We start from the raw sequence: 18,287 nt of genomic DNA on the forward strand, positions 1-18,287 counted from the left end.
ATGTCACCAATCATCTGGGCACTCATTGTGGTCATTCTTGTGATCATTGAAGCCCTCATTGTTGATTTCACATTCTTGATGATCGCTGCGGGTGCGCTCGCGGGTGTCATCACTAGCATCGCAACGGACTCGCTCACTGCACAGATCGTGGTGGCCGCGGTCGTTGCAGTTTTTGGGATCGTGTTTGTCCGACCATACTTCCGCAACTATTTTGCGCGCGGGAAAGAGTTGCAATCCAATGTTTATGCTCTCGAAGGGCAAGACGCTCACACGCTCACCCTTGTTACCCCTGATGCAGGCCAGGTCAAAGTTAATGGCGAAGTGTGGAGCGCTCGTACGCACGAGGGTGATATCGCCGCACATACCCAAGTTAGAGTGATGTCGGTTCACGGAGCAACGCTCATTGTGACGCCGACGTCGGCATAACCCATCAGAGAAGGGACTGTCATGCCTCCTATCGCGAATATCGGTACCTACCTGCTCATTGCAATTGCTGTGTTGGCAATTGTTGTGGTGTTCAAGGCTGTGATCCAGGTACATCAAGGTCACACTGTGATCGTTGAACGTCTTGGAAAATTTCACACCGTTCTCACTCCTGGTCTGCACTTTCTTGTGCCATTTATTGACTCTGTTCGTCAGCGTATTGATATGCGTGAGCAGGTTGTGTCTTTCCCTCCCCAGTCAGTGATTACGTCAGACAACATCGTTGTCTCCATTGACACTGTCATTTACTATCAGGTGACTCAGCCTCAATGGGCAACCTACGAAATTGCCAATCCACTCCAGGCAATTGAACAGCTTGCTGTGACAACCTTGCGTAACATTATTGGTTCTATGGATATGGAACAGGCTCTGACAGGCCGTGATCAGATCAATGGTCAGCTGCGTGGTGTTCTTGATGAAGCAACGGGGCGGTGGGGAATTCGTGTTTCTCGCGTGGAACTTAAGGCAATTGATCCACCGGCTACCGTTCAAAGCGCCATGGAACAGCAGATGAAAGCTGAGCGTGATCGACGTGCTGCGATCTTGACAGCGGAGGGCGTGAAGCAATCGGAAATTCTTACCGCCGAAGGTGAAAAGCAATCCGCGATTTTGCGTGCAGAGGGACAAGCGCAAGCGACCATCCTCAAGGCGCAGGGCGAATCACGCGCAATTTTGCAGGTGTTTGACGCTATCCATCGAGGAAACGCCGATCCGAAGCTTCTCTCCTACGAATACCTGAAGATGCTTCCACAGATCGCTAATTCCTCATCCTCAAAGCTGTGGATTGTTCCAACAGAACTCACCGCTGCTCTTGATTCGGTGTCCAAAGGCTTTGCTGGTTTTGGTGAGGCCGGTGCTACAGCTGATCTACGCGATGGCGAAGATCTGTCAGACACGCTTGCGGCGACATCGCTTCAAGATATTGATGAGGCGCTGGCAGATGCTCGTTCTCAGGCATCCAGGGCATCTGATGAAGCCGAGGCATCTGGCACTGCTTCAGGTACTCCATTCGATCCGAATGCAACTCTTGGTCAGACCCCAAACGACCCAAACGCATAAGACAGCGTAAAATGTCGGGGGGGGCTCATGCGCCCCCGCCCATTTATGTGTCAAGCGTGTTGATCCCTATTGATTCACTCGATGACGTTCGGCTCGAAGATTACACTCGACTCACCGATGTTGCGCTTCGTCGTAAGCTCGAAACCAAACGTGGGCTATATATTGCCGAGGGAGATAAGGTGATGGCACGCGCAGTGGCAGCTGGGCATCGTGTGCGATCATTTCTCACTGCTGAGAAATTTTTAGGACTGATTCAGCCGATCATCTCTGATGCAACGGGTAGTAACGATGGTGGCGAAATTCCAGTATTTGTTGCAAGTGATGAGCTGATGGAAGAACTCACGGGATTCCATGTTCACCGCGGTGCTTTAGCAGCTTTTCACCGCCCTGATCTTCCTGCTGTTGAGGATATCCTCCAGGGAGCTCACCGCGTTCTTGTCTTGGAAAACTTGGTAAACCATACGAATGTTGGTGCTGTTTTCCGCAGTGCAGCAGCGTTGAATGTTGATGCCATTCTTGCGACTCCTACGTGTTCAGATCCGTTGTATCGCCGTGCAGTACGCGTGTCGATGGGGACGGTTTTTCAAGTGCCATGGACGCGTATTGAGAATTGGCCACACTCGATTTTTTCTTTGAAAGATGCCGGGTGGATTACTGTGTCTCTCGCACTGCGTGAAGATGCATTAGCGATTGATGAATTTTCTCAGTTGAGTCAAGTCTGTGATCCTGACTCAAAAATTGCCTTGATCCTCGGCACCGAAGGGGACGGCTTGTCGTCGCGTACTATCGCGAACGCCGATTACTCCGTTATTATCCCAATGGCACATGGGGTTGATTCGCTCAATGTTGCTGCTGCAGGAGCTCTAGCAGCGTGGGAATTGCGACGTCGGTAGCTCAGTTGTATTTGCGGTATTCAGTGGGGCCGTAGATCTCTTCGGCTTTGTGATAGGCAGCTTCAGCAGCCCCGATAAGATGTTGGATATCACAATCAAGTACACGGGATAGGCGCAAGAGTGTCGTAAGGCGTGGGTTGGAGGGCTTGTTCTCCTTGTGATCTGACCGGGCATACTCCAAATCTTGATATGTACGTCGATCAATGCCCGCCTGGAGGGCAACTTCCTCTTGGGTGAGGCCGAGTTCTTTACGTCTCTTAAAGAGAGTCTTGGCAAGAGTCGAAGCAAGAATGCGGTCTGATTCAGGGATATCCTTCACATCGCGATTCTCACCGGTAAAGAAGATAAAAAATGCGGGGTATTCCCCGCATTTTTGTAATTGTGATTTTCCCAGTTCAGTTCATGAATCTGGTATGACCTAATTGCCGGTTTGTATCGCTCCAGCGTAGTCCAATTGGCGCCAGGCTTCGTAGACGGCGATTGAAGCTGAGTTGGCAAGATTGAGGGATCTGCGACCGCCGAGCATGGGGATTCTGAGCAGGTCAGTGATGCGCGGGTCATCCATAACCGACTGGGGGAGCCCTGTCGGCTCTGAACCGAAGAGGAGCACGTCACCGTCACGGTAGCTCACGGAAGCGAAATTATTATTCGTGTGAGAGGTGAAGGCGAAAATGCGCGCGTTTTTGTCAAAGTATGCCTTAGTTTCTTCCCAGTTTGGATGGATAACGACGTCGGCAAGATCATGGTAGTCCAGGCCTGCACGCTTGAGGTGTGTATCTGAAAAATCAAATGCAAGAGGCTCGACGAGATGGAGTCGTGCTCCCGTACAAGCTGCGAGTCGGATGGCATTGCCGGTGTTTCCGGGAATCTTTGGTTCGTGAAAAATGAAATGTAGCACTGAAATAATGTATCTCACACATGGAATGACATCGAATTTTCGTCGACTGATGTCCTACCTGAAAAGTGACGGTGAATTTTTCACATATCCTTCAGGAAGATTGCACTAATGCTGGGAATGCTTACAGTAGGACGTCTAGCTTCCCTGACAAACTCGAGGAGAAACTGGAGCCAATGGGAGGTCGCTGAGCCTTCACAATCTGTCACAAGATGATCGAGATGTATGAGACGATCGGTGTTTCCCAGGTAGAGTCCAGGGTAACTTCGCTACCCGGTCGTTGACCGTCGTCGGGAGGGGGAGGCAAGCCGTCACTTATGAATACCCCTTGCAGAAAACACATCGGAGAAAATTTTCGGGATTGCGCTTTTCACAAGCAACTAATACAAAGCACTACTGATGCTGCTGGTTTCATCCTCTGCAGGCGGTAGACGCGGAATAACCATGAGGAGAGACGAGATTGTCCATTTGATCGCTGATGGAGCGGAAAATGCGCGTTGAGCGTATCGCTTCCCTCATGTGACTTCCGCTAACGGTAAAATGTGGGACAGAACTGACGAAGGAGAACACTTAATGGCACGCTCAAAATATGGCAGCCTCATTAAGTTCGCCACGGTAGCAGGCCCGGTGGCGATCGAGCTATTGCGCAAGTATGGACCCGCGCTGCGAAAAATCGCGCAGGAGAACCCAGAGCTTCTAGACAGAATCAGAAACACCGTCGGAAAAGTCCGTCACTCGAAAGGAGAAAACTCTCCAGAGGGGCTCGATGAACGAATTAGTGTTTTGCGTGATCAGATTACGTATCTTTACGCTTCTGCTGACAGCCCGTTCGAGGCGCAGCGTGCGAAAGCGTGGCGTAACGATGTGGAAGTTATTGAACGCGCACTTCCGCTCTTGCGTGCGATGGCTGCGAAGCAACGAAAAATTGAAGCAACGAAGCTCTCCAAACGTCTTGATTACCTCTCAGCACAGATTCTCGATGCATCTATCGAAGAACAAATTGAAGACGCGGAGGTTGTTGACGATTGAGAGCGAAGAGGATTTAGACGTCAGGCGCGGCCGATCTTGGAGCCGCGCCTGACACATAGGAAAAGAATCAGCTGTGTGTGGTTCCCAAGACTTTCGCGAGGTCTGGGGCATGGAAGTGCGGACCTTTCACAACCTTCCCATCGGCACGGTAAATCGGTTTTCCATCCTCACTAAGTTTTGACAGGTTTGAGTCGTGGATTTCAGCAAGGACGTCTGCCATCGGAATGCCTGTTTCTAGAGCCATACCGTAGATGACGTACACTAGATCGCCCAAGGCATCCGCTGTCTCAATAGTGTCGCGGTTGCCATCATCTTGTGTCACAGCTTCAGCAAAAGCGCGAGTGATGATCTGCGAGGCAGCGCTCCCGTAGACGGCAGCAACAAGCTCACTAAATTCTTCGGCGATCAGTGCCATGCGCATATGTGTCCGTTCACGATCAACGTTGGGAAAATCAGAAACGATTGGGAGTTGGTAAATCTCGTGGAATTGGCGGACAAGTTCTTCGGGGCGAGATGAATCAAAATTCGACATATTCCTATCGTAGAACAGATTCCTGAATTGCCGATGAAAGTGAACGTGAGATTGATATGTCTCCGCTTATGGCCTGTGTCTACGCGCCACACCAGAAAAGCTATATACCAGATAATCTAAAAAGTTGAGTTAACGACACGAACCAAAAACTGCTGACGGCGGTTCGCTGCCAGTATTTGGCTCATTGTTGCGGTAGTGGTAAAACGCGATATTCGTCACGTGAAAAATAGGGAAAATAATTTGGCGCTGGCTGTCATTGGTGATAAATTTTTCTTCGTTGCCCGGGGCGAACCGCTCCGAGTCACCTGCGCGGGTGGCGGAATAGGTAGACGCGCTAGCTTGAGGTGCTAGTCCACGTATTAGTGGGTGGGGGTTCAAGTCCCCCCTCGCGCACAAATGAGGATCCTGACTAGTCAGGATCCTCATTTTTATTGTTAGCCTCAGCGGAAGTGCGATGGCACATTTTGCAGTTTAATTCTGCCTCTCATGTCCATCGCCGTCGATCCGCGATGTGTGCTGGAGCTGAAGTGGCTTGAGCGAATATAGCGATTGGTGCCCCACCATCAGAGACAGAGAGAAATATTTACGAAAACCGGAAATGACTTCCGCGAAGCTGTGCGCTATGTTCTCGTTGAGTTTGACGCCGAACATCTCACTGAACCAAAAGATTTCCTCGTATAAGTAAGGAGAAGCGATTCATGGAACTTTGTGGACCGAGTGAGGCGCTTGAAATCGCCCGCAAACTGATCCAATGTGACACCACTAATCACGGCGGACCAGGTGAGATTGAAACTCCGGCCGCCCTCTACATTATGGATCTCCTGCATGAAGTTGGTTTGGAACCACAATGGTTTGAATCAGAGCCAGGACGTCCATCCATCGTCGTCCGTATCCCGGGCAAAATCCGTGAGCAAAACGCTGTGGTGATCCACGGTCACTTGGATGTTGTGCCAGCTGTTGCCTCAGATTGGTCTGTTGACCCCTTCGCAGGGGTGATCAAAGACGGATACCTTTGGGGACGTGGGGCTGTCGACATGAAGAATATGGTGGCCATGATGGTCGCCGTTTTGCGCGATATCGCGAGAACCCATTATGTTCCCGCACGGGATCTCATCTTCTGCTTCTTCGCCGACGAAGAACGCGGCGGAGGAAAAGGCTCAATTTGGCTCACCAAAAATCACCCCGAAGTTTTCGCCGGTGCCACTGATGCGATCTCCGAAGTCGGAGGTTACAATACCTACGTTGCCGGGCACCCGGTGTACCTCCTTCAAACTGCCGAAAAATCTCTGAGCTGGTACCGTCTCACAGCGCGCGGGCGTGCAGGTCACGGATCGCAGGTAAATGACAACAACGCAGTCACTGCCCTCGCGAGCGCACTTGCACGCATAGGGAGTGAACAGTGGCCGCTCATCCTCACGCCTACTGTACGCACGTTACTTGAAGGTGTCGCGGAGCTATCCGGTCTACCGTTTTCACCCGACGACGTCGGTGCACTTGAGCGTCTCGTTGAGCAGCTAGGGTCGGCACGAACGTTTGTCAGTGCAACGTTGCGCACTGGAGCAAATCCAACCCAAATGGACGCAGGATACCTCGTCAACGTAATTCCATCTCTGGCAACAGGCGGATTGGACGTTCGTGCAATCCCGGGAACGGAAAATGAGGTCAAGGCTCGCATTCGAGAGCTACTTGGACACGTTGAAGCGGAATACCTCCACGACGATGACGGAATTGAGGCACCCTTCGATACTCCTCTCGTTGGCGCAATGGTGAACGCCGTTCGATCACAAGAGCCTGACGCAGTTGTTCTTCCCTACATGCTGTCTGCGGGAAGCGATAACAAGACGTTGTCGAAGCTGGGCATTCGCGGCTATGGATTCGCTCCGACGCGCGTCCCTGAAGATTTCGATTTTCCAGCGATGTTCCACGGTGTGGATGAAAGGATCCCTGTGGATTCACTCGAATGGGGAACAAAAGTTTTGCATCATTTTGTTGCAAATTTTGGACAGTGTTTTGGCGCCGCGGCTCAGGAAGGGTAGGCTCGAGATATGGCTATTGATCCTCAGACTGCGTTTGATCAACTCCTCGATTCGCTCGAAGAGTTTCACGAGGCTGTCCTCTCGTCGTCCGATCCTGATGAACCAACGATCCTTAACGCGATGAATATGCTGTCAGACGCGTACACGATCTATGACGATATGCTCTTTCGTCAGTTCGGTGTTGAGGGGCCTTTCGACACATTCGATGAGGACGATACCGATTTCGATGATGACTTCGACGAGGACCTTGATGATGACTTCGACGAGGACGACGCCGATTTCGATGATGACTTCGACATCGAAGAGTCGTTCTAGCGAGATACCTCGTTGAGTGCATCAACCACGGGGCCAGGCAGGGGCGATAGATCCAGGGCGAGGGCTTGGTCGAACTGAGATGCGGTGCGCGCTCCAATAAATACTGCACCAACTTCGTCGCGCTCCAAGCTCCACGCCAGCGAAACATCTGCCGGAGTACGCGCGAGGCCATCAGCAGCGCGTGCTACAGCTTCAGTCAATGACCGTTGAGAATCACTCAAGTGGTGTTCAACAGACCACGCCAAGTGTCCCGTAGCTGCCCTCGATGTTGGAGGAATAGTGTGGCGGTATTTCCCGGTGAGTACGCCACCTGCAAGCGGTGCATACGCAAACATCGACATTCCGGCGTGAGCTAGGAATGCACTCGCCTCAGCTTCTCGATGAAGTATCGAGTAGCGCGCGCCGAGTGCGATGAGATCAAAGAGATCATGGTCGGCCACATATTGTGCAACAGTGGCAGCAAGCCACGTTGGAAAGTTTGCGAGCCCGATATAGTGTGCGTCACCCCAGCGGACAAGATCGGCGGCTGCTTGCATCGTTTCGTCAATCGGTGTGAGTGGATCAGGAGCAGCGATCATCACGACGTCAGCGTAAGTCGTTCCCATACGCTTGAGTGACTGGTGTACTGATTGGATCAGTGCACGGCGGCCAGTATTGACTCCCTCCGGAGTAATACCCGCATGCACAATCAGAGCAAGTTCATCACGTGGCGCCCCGGAGGAGAGAATGTCACCCATGACATCGAGTCCCGCGCCGTCACAATATGCAGGGGAGAGGTCGACAGCGTTGCCGCCGGCCTCCAGCAATGAACGAATTTGTGCTTGGGCATCCGCACTCTCGGTGTCGCGCCCCCACGTGAGGGTGCCAAGTCCGAGTTCTCCGATTTCTAGGCCGCTACGGCCAATGCGTTTGTTCTTCACACCACATAAGCCTAGTCGATTCTCGCTCGACGGCGGGGGTACTGTAACCGCATGGGTATTTTTGAAGCGATTGTTCTCGGTATCGTCCAAGGGCTAACCGAGTTTCTCCCAATTTCATCGTCTGCGCATCTTCGGATCGTCGGTGAACTTTTCCCGTCTCTTGGTGGTGATCCGGGAGTCACTTTCACTGCAGTTACGCAAATCGGGACTGAGGCTGCGGTTGTGCTGTATTTTTGGAAAGACATCATACGAATTATTTCGAAGTGGTTCCGATCGCTTCCTTTCAGGGATTCGAAAGATCGCCTTTCCATGTCAGATCCAGATGTGAGAATGGGATGGATCGTCATTATCGGCACATTGCCTATTGTGGTTCTCGGACTCTTACTTGAAAAGTGGATTGACACAACGTTCCGCAATTTGTACATCACTGCACTTATGCTTGCGCTCTTTGCAGTCTTCCTTGGACTTGCAGATAAGCTCGGACGGCGTGCAATTGCCTTGGATCACATGAGTCTTCGCGATGGCATTATTTTGGGTTTTGCACAATCGATGGCGTTAATTCCTGGAGTGTCGCGCTCTGGCGGAACGATTACCGTAGGACTCATCTTGGGATATACGCGCGAGGCGGCAGCGAAAATTTCGTTTTTACTCGCCGTTCCTGCCGTTCTAGGATCAGGATTTTATCGTTTGTTTTCTGATAATGGGACGAGTCCGGTTAACGTTGGGGCGATGCCGACTCTCGTTGCCACCGTGGTCGCCTTCGTCGTCGGCTATGCGGTGATTGTCTGGTTCTTGAGGCTTATCCAGATGAAGTCTTACGCAGGTTTCGTTGCCTACCGACTTCTCCTTGCCTGCCTCGTCGTTGTCCTTCTTGCAGCTGGCACTATTAATGAGATCTGAGTTCTTATGTTTCCTCAAGCATTTTTATTTGATATGGATGGCACGCTGACTGATTCCGAGAAACTATGGTTTCGTGCGGAAGTCGAAGTGCTCTCGCATTTTGGGATTGCCTGGGTTGAAGGCGATCAATACGACGTTGTCGGCATGTCCTTGACAAACGCTGGAAAATATTTTGTTGATAGGTTTGGATTCACCCAGACACCAGAGGAATTCGGCCATATGATCCTCGATGCTGTGGTCGAAATCGGCTCTCGTGAAGGGCTCGAATGGCGTGAGGGAGCGAAAGATTTTCTCGCAGCTGCTCACGAATGGGGAGTTCCGATCGCGCTCGTCACTTCGTCATATCGGAAGTTCGCTCAGCTCACACTCGATGATCTTCCTGATGGGACGTTCGACGCTGTCGTGACTGGGGATATGATCACTCACGGCAAGCCTGACCCTGAGCCTTATCTCATGGCTTCAGAGATGCTCGGTGTTGAGCCGCGAGAATGTATGGCCTTCGAAGATTCCATACCTGGAGTAACCTCAGCCCATTCCTCCGGGGCGCTCACTGTGGGCATTCCTTTTGGGGTAGACATTCCACAACTTCCGGGAATGGTCAGAGTTCGTTCGCTCGCCGAGCTTGATCGTGATCGTGTCAGTTCTCTTTTTCAGGAATGGGTTGCTGGGCAGTCAGGAGCTGCGTGACTCCCTCTGTGCTCATCTCAGGTGCCGCACCTCCGTATGCTGGACAGATTTCCTTGAAGTGACACCAGTTACACAGCGGCCCTGTTCGAGGCTCGAAGCCTGTCTCGATAGCCCCGCGGATTCCTGACCAGATCGATTCGATTTCGGCCGTCGTTGAGTCGACGTCGGCTGGCACCGGATCGTACGTCAGCGTCCGCCCATCTTTGAGATAGAGGAGTTGAGTGCGGGTAGGCAGGATATTTTGCGAATAGAACAGTGCCGTGGCATAGAACCTCATTTGGAAAAGTGCACTGTCTTGGTACCGAGGAGAAGGGGATTTGCCTGTCTTGTAGTCGATTACCCGAAGTTGTCCGGTAGGAGAACGATCAAGCCGATCGATGATCCCTCGGATGGCTAATCCTGAAGGAAGTGTGGCATTGATGAATTGTTCGCGTCCGTCTGGCTCGAGATAACTGGGGTTTTCGAGTGAAAAATACTGTGTAATGAGTGGGCGTGCCGATTCGAGCCACTGCGTGCACTCACTCTCAGTCGCAAACAATTGGGCGTCCTGAGGAGACTTCTCAATATGCTGCTCCCACATGGGGTAGAGAAGGCTCTGTGCCGTGGAGTCATTTCGAGACACTGGCGGAAAATCAAAAAGATGTTCGAGAACTGAATGAACAATCGTTCCACGCAACGCTGCCGTCGACGGAGGTTCAGGTAACTTGTCGATGACTCGAAAACGGAATTTGAGGGGACAAGTTTTAAAATCGGATGCTCGCGACGGCGAGAGGGCAGCATGTCTCATACTTCCACGCTACTACGTTTTGTTGACCAACCTGAGTGAGAACCCACAGTGGCTCTGAACACGCTCAATCCCGCACAGCCACCGTTCCCATTAGACTATGACCGTGAATAATTACCCTCATCCTCTTGGTCCTGCCCGTCGTCGAGGCCCCTTTCGCGCTGGTGAGCGCGTTCAGCTCACTGATGTCAAAGGAAAGAAATACACTGTCACCTTGATGACCGGTGGCTATTTCCAGTCACAGCGTGGTTCTTTTCACCACGACGATCTGATCGGCAAAGATGAAGGAACGGTTTTCGATGCTCAAGGCCACCAGCTCATGGCATTGCGTCCGCTGGTGAGCGATTATGTTTTATCAATGCCGCGCGGTGCTGCTGTGATCTATCCGAAAGACTCCGCGCAAATCATTTCGATGGCTGATATTTTTCCTGGAGCACACGTTGTTGAAGCTGGTGTGGGCTCGGGTGCGCTCTCGCTTTCGCTTCTTGCGGCAATCGGATCACAAGGGCATTTGACTTCCGTCGAACGTCGAGAAGAGTTTGCCGAGATTGCAATTGCGAATGTTGAATCATGGTACGGGCCAGAGTTACCTTCGTGGGATGTTCTCATCGGATCCGTTTCAGATCACCTGGAATCGGTGACGGGTGTTGACGCTGTCCTCCTTGACATGCTTGCACCATGGGAGAACGTTGATTCTGCAGCACACGCTTTGCGCCCCGGCGGCGTTATCTTGGCTTACGTGGCAACAACGACGCAGATGTCTCGTTTTGTCGAGACCTTGCGGCAGAGCCGTTGTTTTACTGAACCGGAAGCATGCGAAACTCTTCAACGAACCTGGCATTTGAACGGACTTGCTGTACGCCCAGATCATCGTATGGTGGCGCATACCGGATTCTTAATTGTTGCTCGTCGCCTTGCTCCTGGATCGATGCCTCTGGAGAAGAAGCTGCGTCCTGCTCCCGGTGCGCATAACGAATCTCTGCAGTGGAGCGAGGACGATTTTGAACAGCGCACAATTTCTGAGAAGAAGTTGCGCAAGGTACGCCGGGATATCGCACGTCGAGCAGATATTGAGGCCAGCGGAACAGCGCAGGTGGGGCCGGCACAGGCAGCGATGGATGAGAAAATCGCGGCTGAAGGACAAGCAAAAACTCTCGCAAATCTCGATCATATTCGCGCGCGCCGAATCGCGCGGAAAGAAGTACATGATGAATGAGACGACGATGATGGATCGGTTTCTGGACGTCCAACGCAAAAATGACCGTTTAACGGCGGCACTCAAAGATGCCAGAAAGACAATTGCACAATTGGGGGAACAGCTTCAGGCACTCACTGAGCCTCCGTCCACATACGCTACGGTAATCGAAGTCGGCAACGATCGGACATTGGCAGTGACATCTGCTGGGCGAAAAATGCGTGTCAGCCTCGCCGCCGACGTCGATCCGACGGAGATTGCGGAAGGACAAGAAGTCCTGCTTAACAGTGGCAACGTCGTGATTGGTGTTGAGCGTTTCGAACGTTCGGGTGAACTGGCGACAATTGAGCTCGTCGATAATGATCGAGCACTTGTTCGGTTAGCAGACTCGTCAAAACGATTGCTCAAGCTGGCGCATCATGCTGATTCGGACGAGTTTCGCAGTGGCGATCTTGTCCTTGTGGACGTAAAGAATGGGTTTGTTCTTGAATACGTTGAGCGGCCCGATGTCGAACATTTGTTACTCGAGGAGATCCCTGACGTATCGTACTCGGATATTGGTGGGCTGGGGCCCCAGATCGAGACGATCCAAGATACGGTCGAATTGCCGTTCGAGCAGCCTGCACTTTATCGTGAACACGGTTTGAAACCACCCAAAGGCGTGCTTCTCTACGGCCCTCCAGGATGTGGAAAGACCCTTATCGCAAAGGCCGTTGCAACGTCTTTGTCTCAGAAACTCTCGACGTCAAGTGAGGGACGTTCGTACTTCATCAACATTAAAGGGCCACAGCTTCTGGACAAATTTGTTGGAGAGACTGAACGCCAGATCCGCGAGATTTTTTCTCGTGCGCGCGACCGTGCAGCCGGTGGAGTTCCCGTGGTGATCTTTTTCGATGAGATGGAAGCGTTGTTCCGTACCCGCGGTTCTGGGGTTTCTTCCGACGTAGAGACGACGGTGGTTCCACAGCTACTTGCTGAAATTGATGGTGTTGAAAAATTAGACAACGTCATTGTTATCGGTGCGTCAAATAGAGAAGATATGATCGATCCGGCAATTCTGCGTGCAGGAAGACTCGATGTGAAAATCCGCATCGAGCGGCCAGATCGTGAGGGGGCTCGGGAAATTTTAGAAAAGTACCTTACAGCGCAGCTCCCTCTTCATCCGAGCGAAGTAGAAAACGCTGGGTCACCTCAAGCAGCGGTAGATCACATGATCGAAAGCACGGTAAATGCGCTCTTTGCTCGTACGCCGCAGAACGCTTTCGTCGAAGTGACGTATGACAATGGTGATAAAGACACTCTTTACATTAGCGATTTCGTTTCCGGAGCGATGCTTGCTGAAATTGTCGATCGTGCTAAGAAGAGTGCTATTAAAGATCTCCTTGCCTATGGACAGCGAGGTATCCGTACGCGCCATCTGATCGAGGCAACGCGTGAAGTTGCTCGCGAGGATGAGAATGTGGGATCTGTTCAAAGTCCCCACGAATGGGCACGTATCAACGGATATTCAACGTCCCGCCGTATTACCTATGTTAAACGCCTCGATATTGGTGGTAACGTTCAGCAACACCAGGTTCGAGCAGCTGTTTCTGACTTCCCATCGACACTAAAGGAAGGCCTGCTGTGAGTGTGAAACGAATCATGGGGACAGAAACCGAATTTGGCATCCTCGCTATTGGATCGCCAGGATCTGATCCGGTGGAGCTGTCAACTCAGTTTGTTCAAACGTATGCAGCTGCTGGGGATTCCGCATCTGCATCAGCTTCGCCCATGTGGGATTACACGGGTGAAGACCCTCTCAACGATGCGCGAGGATTTCGGTACGACCGAAACTCAGTTGATCCGTCGTTACTCACCGATGACCCGCACACACCGGCGCCGTCAGGTCCGCACCTGACCTCTGTTCCTCGCCCGACGTCGGCGCAACTCGCCGCACCACGCGCCGCGAATACCGTTCTCACAAACGGAGCGCGTCTCTACGTGGATCATGCCCATCCAGAGTATTCCTCGCCAGAAGTCTCCACTCCGCGTGAAGCAGTGTTGTGGGATCGGGCAGGGGAACACATTGCTAGTCAAGGCATTGAGTTGTGTCTGAAGCAAGGACGTGCCCTTGCTCTCTACAAAAATAATGTTGACGGAAAAGGCGCCACATACGGTCACCACGAAAACTACGCGGTTGCTCGTGATGTCGAATTCTCCGATATCGTGCGATACCTTACGGCATTTATGGTGACCCGTCCGATCCTATGTGGTGCAGGACGAGTGGGGATCGGTCAACAATCTCAACGGGCCGGTTTCCAAATTTCTCAGCGTGCTGACTATATTGAAACCCCGGTGGGGATTGAGACCACGTTCCGCCGCCCAATTATTAATACTCGCGACGAACCACATGCAGACCCTACGAAACTGCGTAGACTTCATGTGATTGGCGGCGATGCTAATATGTTTGATGTCTCTGGGCTGTTGAAGATGGGCACGACTTCACTTGTGCTATGGATGCTTGAACGGGATGCCGTTCCTCTGGCGCTGGAATCTCTTGTTCTGCACGATCCAGTAATTGCCACCTGGAACGTGTCCCATGATCTTTCCCTCACGGAACGCATTGATCTCAATGAAGGGGAGATGACCGCTCTCGATATTCAAGAAACGTACCTTGAAGCTGTGCGCGAGGCGGTCGACGAGCATGGTGAGCCGAATACTGACACGCGTGAAATCCTCGATTTATGGCAGTGGGCTATCGATACGCTACGCCGTGACAAATTCGCTGCTGCGGATTGCATTGAATGGGTCGGCAAACTGAAGTTGATGGAGCACATGCGTGAGCGAGGAGGCCTGAGCTGGGATAACGATCGATTGCGTGCGCTTGATTTACAGTGGCACGATCTTCGCCCCCAGCGTTCGATCGTGAACAAGCTCGATGCAGCCGGACAGGTTCGCCGTCTGTTTTCGCCGTCGGAAGTGGCGTGGGCAACGACAAATGCGCCCCGAACGACACGTGCGTATACCAGGGGTTCTCTGATTTCTCGTTTCGGGCCGAAGGTGATCGGTGCGAGCTGGTCAGCCATGATTATCGACGCCGGTGGACCCGATCTCGTTCGGATCCCGCTGGCTAACCCCGCTCTGGGAACGCAGACGTTGCTTGGCGATATTCTGGAAGCGTCTGAATCAGTTGCTGATTTTCTTACACATATTACGAACTAGTCATACATCGTCATTCAGTAAAGGAAAATAATGTCTCAAGAATTTATTCGTCCCCACACTACATCTGAAGAGGAGCTCGCTACGCCTCTGGCTCAGATTGACATCACTAACGTCGATGCTCTTCTCGATGATATCGACTCGATCCTTGAAGACAATGCGGCAGAATTCGTCAGCGGTTTTGTGCAGAAGGGCGGACAGTGAATCACCGAATTTTCGGTATCGAAACCGAATATGGGATCACAGCTGCTGCTACTGACACCACAGCTGCTCGAGTAGAAGCTGAACAGGCTGCTGAACTTTTATTCCAGCCTGTGGTAGAAGCCAACGGTTCGACCAACGCTTTTTTGACAAATGGCGCCCGCCTATACCTTGATATTGGCGCTCATCCCGAATATGCCACTGCTGAGTGTGCATCGATACGCGATCTTTTACTCAACGAGCGCGCAGGTGATGTGATACTGCGCGATCTTGCGCGCACAGCAAATGAGAAACTGAAATCCGCTGGTATTTCCTCGCGTATCCACTTGATCAAGAACAACCTTGATTCTCAAGGAAACTCTTATGGTTGTCATGAGAACTATCTTGTACGTCGGCGTGCGGATTTCACAGAACGGATTGCATGGCTCATTCCATTCTTCACAACGCGCCAGATCCTCGTGGGTGCCGGTCATATTAGACGACACCAGCAGGGCGTGACATACGAACTTTCGCAACGCGCTGATCAGGTGTGGGATGCGATATCGAATGCATCGACTCGTTCACGACCAATGATCAATACGCGTGATGAACCACATGCGGATGTCGATCAGTACCGACGTATGCATGTCATCGTGGGCGACACCAACATGCTCGAAACGACCCTGGTACTGAAAATAACCGCGACAGAAGCGTTAATTAACGTAGTTGAATCAGGAGTGCGGCTTCCTCCGCTTGTTCTCTCTCATGCTCCACATGCGCTTCGCACGATTTCGCGCGATATCACGGGTAAAACCCCCATTGAGGTTTCTGGTGGACCGGCAATGAGTGCGCTCGACATCCAAACCCAAATTCACGATTTCGTCATGACTCATTACGAACGTGAAGGTTGGTTGACGGATCTTGACCCTCTTCGTTCCTACGGACTTGACTTATGGACACGTGCATTAGATGCATTGCGTTCGGGGACGATCGACTCTCTCGCAGGAGAACTTGATTGGGTTGCAAAGAAGGCTCTTCTGGATAGATACTGCGAGCGTCTACATACGGATCTTGGTGATGTCCGTATGGCTCGATTGGCGCTCGCGTGGCATGACATCACCGACGCAGGACTACTGACGAAATTTGAAGATACTGGTCAGGTTCGCACGCTCCTCAAACGGTCTGACGTCGTCGAAGCGACAACTCGTCCGCCACAGACCACGCGTGCAGCGCTGCGGGGACGTTTCATTGAGGAAGCGCAACGGCAGCGTCGCGACTTTACCGCCGACTGGGCAACCCTCAGACTAGCCGACGCTGGACAAACGGTTTCTTTGAAAGATCCCTTTGCGTATGTTGACGCGCGCGTTGATGCGTTAATCGAGGAGATGATGTGAGACTGCGTATTGAGCGTTTTTTGATTGCACTGTTGATCGGAATTGGATTAGGAGCTCTCTTCCCATGGAGCGCATCCTCACCGACCAAAATTACTGTCACAGGTGAGTTAGGATCCCCAGTGACAGTAATTTCAACCGGAAACAAACTCAAAAATGATTTTGTCAGGACAGAATTTGCTGGTCAGGGACGCACAATTACTCCAGGAACTCAGGTTCTTTTTTCCGCAACATCATTTGATCTTGCGACGGGCGCGCTGAGCGCGGCCAATAATTCTGGAAAGTTGCAGGCGCTCAGTGCGACGCAAGAGAATCTCGGGGATCTGTATCAGGCGGTTATCGGAGTGAAAGAAGGATCACGCGTACTTGCAACTTTTACTCGTTCCGTTCGCACTGAAGTCGTTGTGATCGATATTTTGCCAACAATCGCGACGGGGGAAAAGGAAACAGCCACCGTCAGCCCACAAGGTTTTACTTATGGTGAAGATTCGCTTGGTCGCCCAGTTGTGCGTGGAAAGTCTGCCACAGGGAATGAGCTCGATGTGCGGATCTTGCGTTCAGGTAGTGGGATTCAAGTGAGAGCCTCTGATCAGGTGATCGGGAACTACCGGATGTTTGATCCGAATGGGAAAATTCTCGATGACACATGGAATCACAACGCTCCAGTAAAAGTGACGATGTCGCAAGTGTATCCGGGACTCCACGACGGGCTTCTTGACCAGCGAGTTGGGTCTCGTGTGGCTCTGGAAATTCCTGCGCGCCTTGCACAAGGCAAAGAAGCTGCGTTCGTCGTTTTTGATATTTTAGGAGTGGTAAACGCCTAAACCGGGTGTTTGCCAAGATATAAAGGAAAAGTTATGACGATTATCGAGTCAATTCCCTCGCCTTCGGTTCGTGTATGGCATCTTGGCCCGTTGCTCATTCACGCATATGCATTGGCAATTTTGACAGGAATTATCGTTGCATACTGGTTATCGAACCGTCGTTACGTTCGTAAAGGCGGCGACGATGAGGTGACGATCGACATCACGGTGTGGATGGTGATCTTCGGTATCTTAGGTGCGCGAGTTTATCACCTTATTACCAGCCCTGATGCGTATTTTGGTGAGGGTGGCGATCCGTGGAAAGCCCTGCGAATTTGGGAAGGAGGACTGGGAATTTGGGGTGCTGTTTTAGCAGGTGGCATTGCAGCCTACGTTGCGCTTCACCGACGCAACTTGCGGTTGGCGCCATTTGCAGACGCCGTTGCACCCGGTCTCGTTCTTGCTCAAGCTATTGGCCGTTGGGGAAATTACTTCAACCAAGAACTTTTTGGCCGCCCGACGACGTTGCCGTGGGGACTTGAGGTTGATGCCGCGTATCTGCCGGAGGGCTTCAGTGAGGGAACATTGTTCCATCCGACATTCCTCTATGAGTCGTTATGGTGCGTGGGTGTTTTTTTCGTTCTTCTCTACGCGCAGAAACGCTACCGCTTGCGTGGCGGACAGGTCTTTGTCCTTTACGTTATTTTGTATACATTAGGGCGGGTCTGGATTGAGACTCTGCGTATTGACCAAGCGCATTTTGTCTTCGGTCTTCGCCTGAATGTCTGGACGTCAATTATTGTTTTCACTCTGGCGTGCATCGCTTTTGCAGTTCTCACTCGTTATCTTCGAAGCCACCCCGAGTTGGACGATATTGTTCTCGATCCTGACAAAGCTCCTATGCGCAGTTCCCATGACCACTGCGGATCCATGATCGATTCGACAAGTGGGACCGAGGACTCGGATAGCGTAAAACAAATCGGGTAA

The 18,287-nt window shown here is 51.8% G+C and carries 20 protein-coding genes and 1 tRNA gene; 16 read left to right on the forward strand and 5 right to left on the reverse strand.

The genetic code is table 11. The annotated features are described in order from the left end of the window. Genes ACTOVJ_RS06325 through ACTOVJ_RS06335 form a run of 3 tightly spaced genes read left to right on the forward strand, consistent with a single transcriptional unit; the run spans position 1 to position 2,435 of the window. Positions 1-426 carry an NfeD family protein gene (locus ACTOVJ_RS06325; protein ID WP_449502371.1) on the forward strand — a complete coding sequence of 142 codons (426 nt, stop codon included), beginning with the start codon at positions 1-3 and terminating at the stop codon, positions 424-426. Positions 427-447: 21 nt separating this feature from the next. Next, positions 448-1,542, forward strand: coding sequence for an SPFH domain-containing protein (locus tag ACTOVJ_RS06330; RefSeq protein WP_449502370.1), 1,095 nt, complete (start codon positions 448-450; stop codon positions 1,540-1,542). 56 nt (positions 1,543-1,598) lie between these two features. After that, positions 1,599-2,435, forward strand: coding sequence for a TrmH family RNA methyltransferase (locus ACTOVJ_RS06335; protein WP_449502369.1), 837 nt, complete (start codon positions 1,599-1,601; stop codon positions 2,433-2,435). Between the two features lies 1 nt (position 2,436). On the opposite strand, the gene ACTOVJ_RS06340 is transcribed toward ACTOVJ_RS06335, so the two are convergent. After that, complete coding sequence (locus ACTOVJ_RS06340; RefSeq protein ID WP_449503046.1) at positions 2,437-2,754, reverse strand: helix-turn-helix transcriptional regulator; 318 nt, start codon at positions 2,752-2,754, stop codon at positions 2,437-2,439. Between the two features lie 99 nt (positions 2,755-2,853). After that, entirely contained in the window at positions 2,854-3,333 is a 480-nt protein-coding gene (locus ACTOVJ_RS06345; protein ID WP_449504422.1) for a tRNA (cytidine(34)-2'-O)-methyltransferase, read from the reverse strand. Positions 3,334-3,903: 570 nt separating this feature from the next. On the opposite strand from ACTOVJ_RS06345, the gene ACTOVJ_RS06350 reads away from it, so the two are divergent. After that, a complete protein-coding gene (locus ACTOVJ_RS06350; protein WP_449502367.1) occupies positions 3,904-4,359 on the forward strand; it encodes a hypothetical protein in 456 nt (151 codons plus the stop codon). A 67-nt stretch (positions 4,360-4,426) separates the two neighbouring features. Here ACTOVJ_RS06350 and ACTOVJ_RS06355 read toward each other — a convergent pair whose 3' ends face one another. Continuing rightward, a complete protein-coding gene (locus ACTOVJ_RS06355) occupies positions 4,427-4,891 on the reverse strand; it encodes a pyrophosphohydrolase domain-containing protein (protein ID WP_449502366.1) in 465 nt (154 codons plus the stop codon). A gap of 307 nt (positions 4,892-5,198) precedes the next feature. On the opposite strand from ACTOVJ_RS06355, the gene ACTOVJ_RS06360 reads away from it, so the two are divergent. The 3 genes from ACTOVJ_RS06360 to ACTOVJ_RS06370 all read left to right on the forward strand — a co-directional run bounded on the left by ACTOVJ_RS06360 (position 5,199) and on the right by ACTOVJ_RS06370 (position 7,242). Continuing rightward, positions 5,199-5,284 (forward strand) — tRNA-Leu (locus ACTOVJ_RS06360). Positions 5,285-5,589: 305 nt separating this feature from the next. Continuing rightward, positions 5,590-6,927: a M20/M25/M40 family metallo-hydrolase gene (locus ACTOVJ_RS06365; protein ID WP_449504423.1), complete on the forward strand. Its 1,338-nt coding sequence runs from the start codon at positions 5,590-5,592 to the stop codon at positions 6,925-6,927. 9 nt (positions 6,928-6,936) lie between these two features. Further along, positions 6,937-7,242, forward strand: coding sequence for a DNA primase (locus tag ACTOVJ_RS06370; RefSeq protein WP_449504424.1), 306 nt, complete (start codon positions 6,937-6,939; stop codon positions 7,240-7,242). On the opposite strand, the gene ACTOVJ_RS06375 is transcribed toward ACTOVJ_RS06370, so the two are convergent. Next, entirely contained in the window at positions 7,239-8,162 is a 924-nt protein-coding gene (locus ACTOVJ_RS06375; RefSeq protein WP_449502363.1) for an aldo/keto reductase, read from the reverse strand. The two genes, ACTOVJ_RS06370 and ACTOVJ_RS06375, sit on opposite strands and share 4 nt — an antisense overlap. Before the next feature lie 51 nt (positions 8,163-8,213). Here ACTOVJ_RS06375 and ACTOVJ_RS06380 point away from each other — a divergent pair, with 51 nt between their 5' ends. Further along, a complete protein-coding gene (locus ACTOVJ_RS06380; protein ID WP_449502362.1) occupies positions 8,214-9,062 on the forward strand; it encodes an undecaprenyl-diphosphate phosphatase in 849 nt (282 codons plus the stop codon). A gap of 6 nt (positions 9,063-9,068) precedes the next feature. After that, positions 9,069-9,749, forward strand: a complete 681-nt coding sequence (locus ACTOVJ_RS06385; protein WP_449504425.1) for an HAD family hydrolase — start codon at positions 9,069-9,071, stop codon at positions 9,747-9,749. On the opposite strand, the gene ACTOVJ_RS06390 is transcribed toward ACTOVJ_RS06385, so the two are convergent. Beyond that, positions 9,700-10,536, reverse strand: a complete 837-nt coding sequence (locus tag ACTOVJ_RS06390; RefSeq protein WP_449502360.1) for a RecB family exonuclease — start codon at positions 10,534-10,536, stop codon at positions 9,700-9,702. The genes ACTOVJ_RS06385 and ACTOVJ_RS06390 overlap by 50 nt on opposite strands. 103 nt (positions 10,537-10,639) lie before the next feature. Here ACTOVJ_RS06390 and ACTOVJ_RS06395 point away from each other — a divergent pair, with 103 nt between their 5' ends. The 7 genes from ACTOVJ_RS06395 to lgt are packed head-to-tail and all read left to right on the forward strand — an operon-like array spanning position 10,640 to position 18,287. Next, positions 10,640-11,749, forward strand: coding sequence for a tRNA (adenine-N1)-methyltransferase (locus ACTOVJ_RS06395; RefSeq protein WP_449502359.1), 1,110 nt, complete (start codon positions 10,640-10,642; stop codon positions 11,747-11,749). Positions 11,750-11,756: 7 nt separating this feature from the next. Further along, the gene (arc, locus tag ACTOVJ_RS06400; RefSeq protein WP_449504426.1) at positions 11,757-13,355 is read left to right on the forward strand and encodes a proteasome ATPase; all 1,599 of its coding nucleotides are present in this window, start codon (positions 11,757-11,759) and stop codon (positions 13,353-13,355) included. Next, positions 13,352-14,929 carry a depupylase/deamidase Dop gene (gene dop, locus ACTOVJ_RS06405; RefSeq protein ID WP_449504427.1) on the forward strand — a complete coding sequence of 526 codons (1,578 nt, stop codon included), beginning with the start codon at positions 13,352-13,354 and terminating at the stop codon, positions 14,927-14,929. The genes arc and dop overlap by 4 nt, the downstream gene beginning before the upstream one ends. A gap of 30 nt (positions 14,930-14,959) precedes the next feature. After that, a complete protein-coding gene (locus ACTOVJ_RS06410) occupies positions 14,960-15,130 on the forward strand; it encodes a ubiquitin-like protein Pup (RefSeq protein ID WP_449502356.1) in 171 nt (56 codons plus the stop codon). Beyond that, positions 15,127-16,500 (forward strand): Pup--protein ligase, encoded by a 1,374-nt coding sequence (pafA, locus tag ACTOVJ_RS06415; protein WP_449504428.1) that lies wholly within the window; start codon positions 15,127-15,129, stop codon positions 16,498-16,500. Before ACTOVJ_RS06410 ends, pafA begins: the two co-directional genes overlap by 4 nt. Further along, on the forward strand, positions 16,497-17,321 hold the full coding sequence (locus ACTOVJ_RS06420) for an FKBP-type peptidyl-prolyl cis-trans isomerase (protein WP_449502354.1): 825 nt from the start codon (positions 16,497-16,499) through the stop codon (positions 17,319-17,321). The genes pafA and ACTOVJ_RS06420 overlap by 4 nt, the downstream gene beginning before the upstream one ends. Before the next feature lie 33 nt (positions 17,322-17,354). Then, a complete protein-coding gene (gene lgt / locus ACTOVJ_RS06425; protein WP_449504429.1) occupies positions 17,355-18,287 on the forward strand; it encodes a prolipoprotein diacylglyceryl transferase in 933 nt (310 codons plus the stop codon).

This window comes from Arcanobacterium sp. (ex Cirak et al. 2026) (assembly GCF_053585065.1).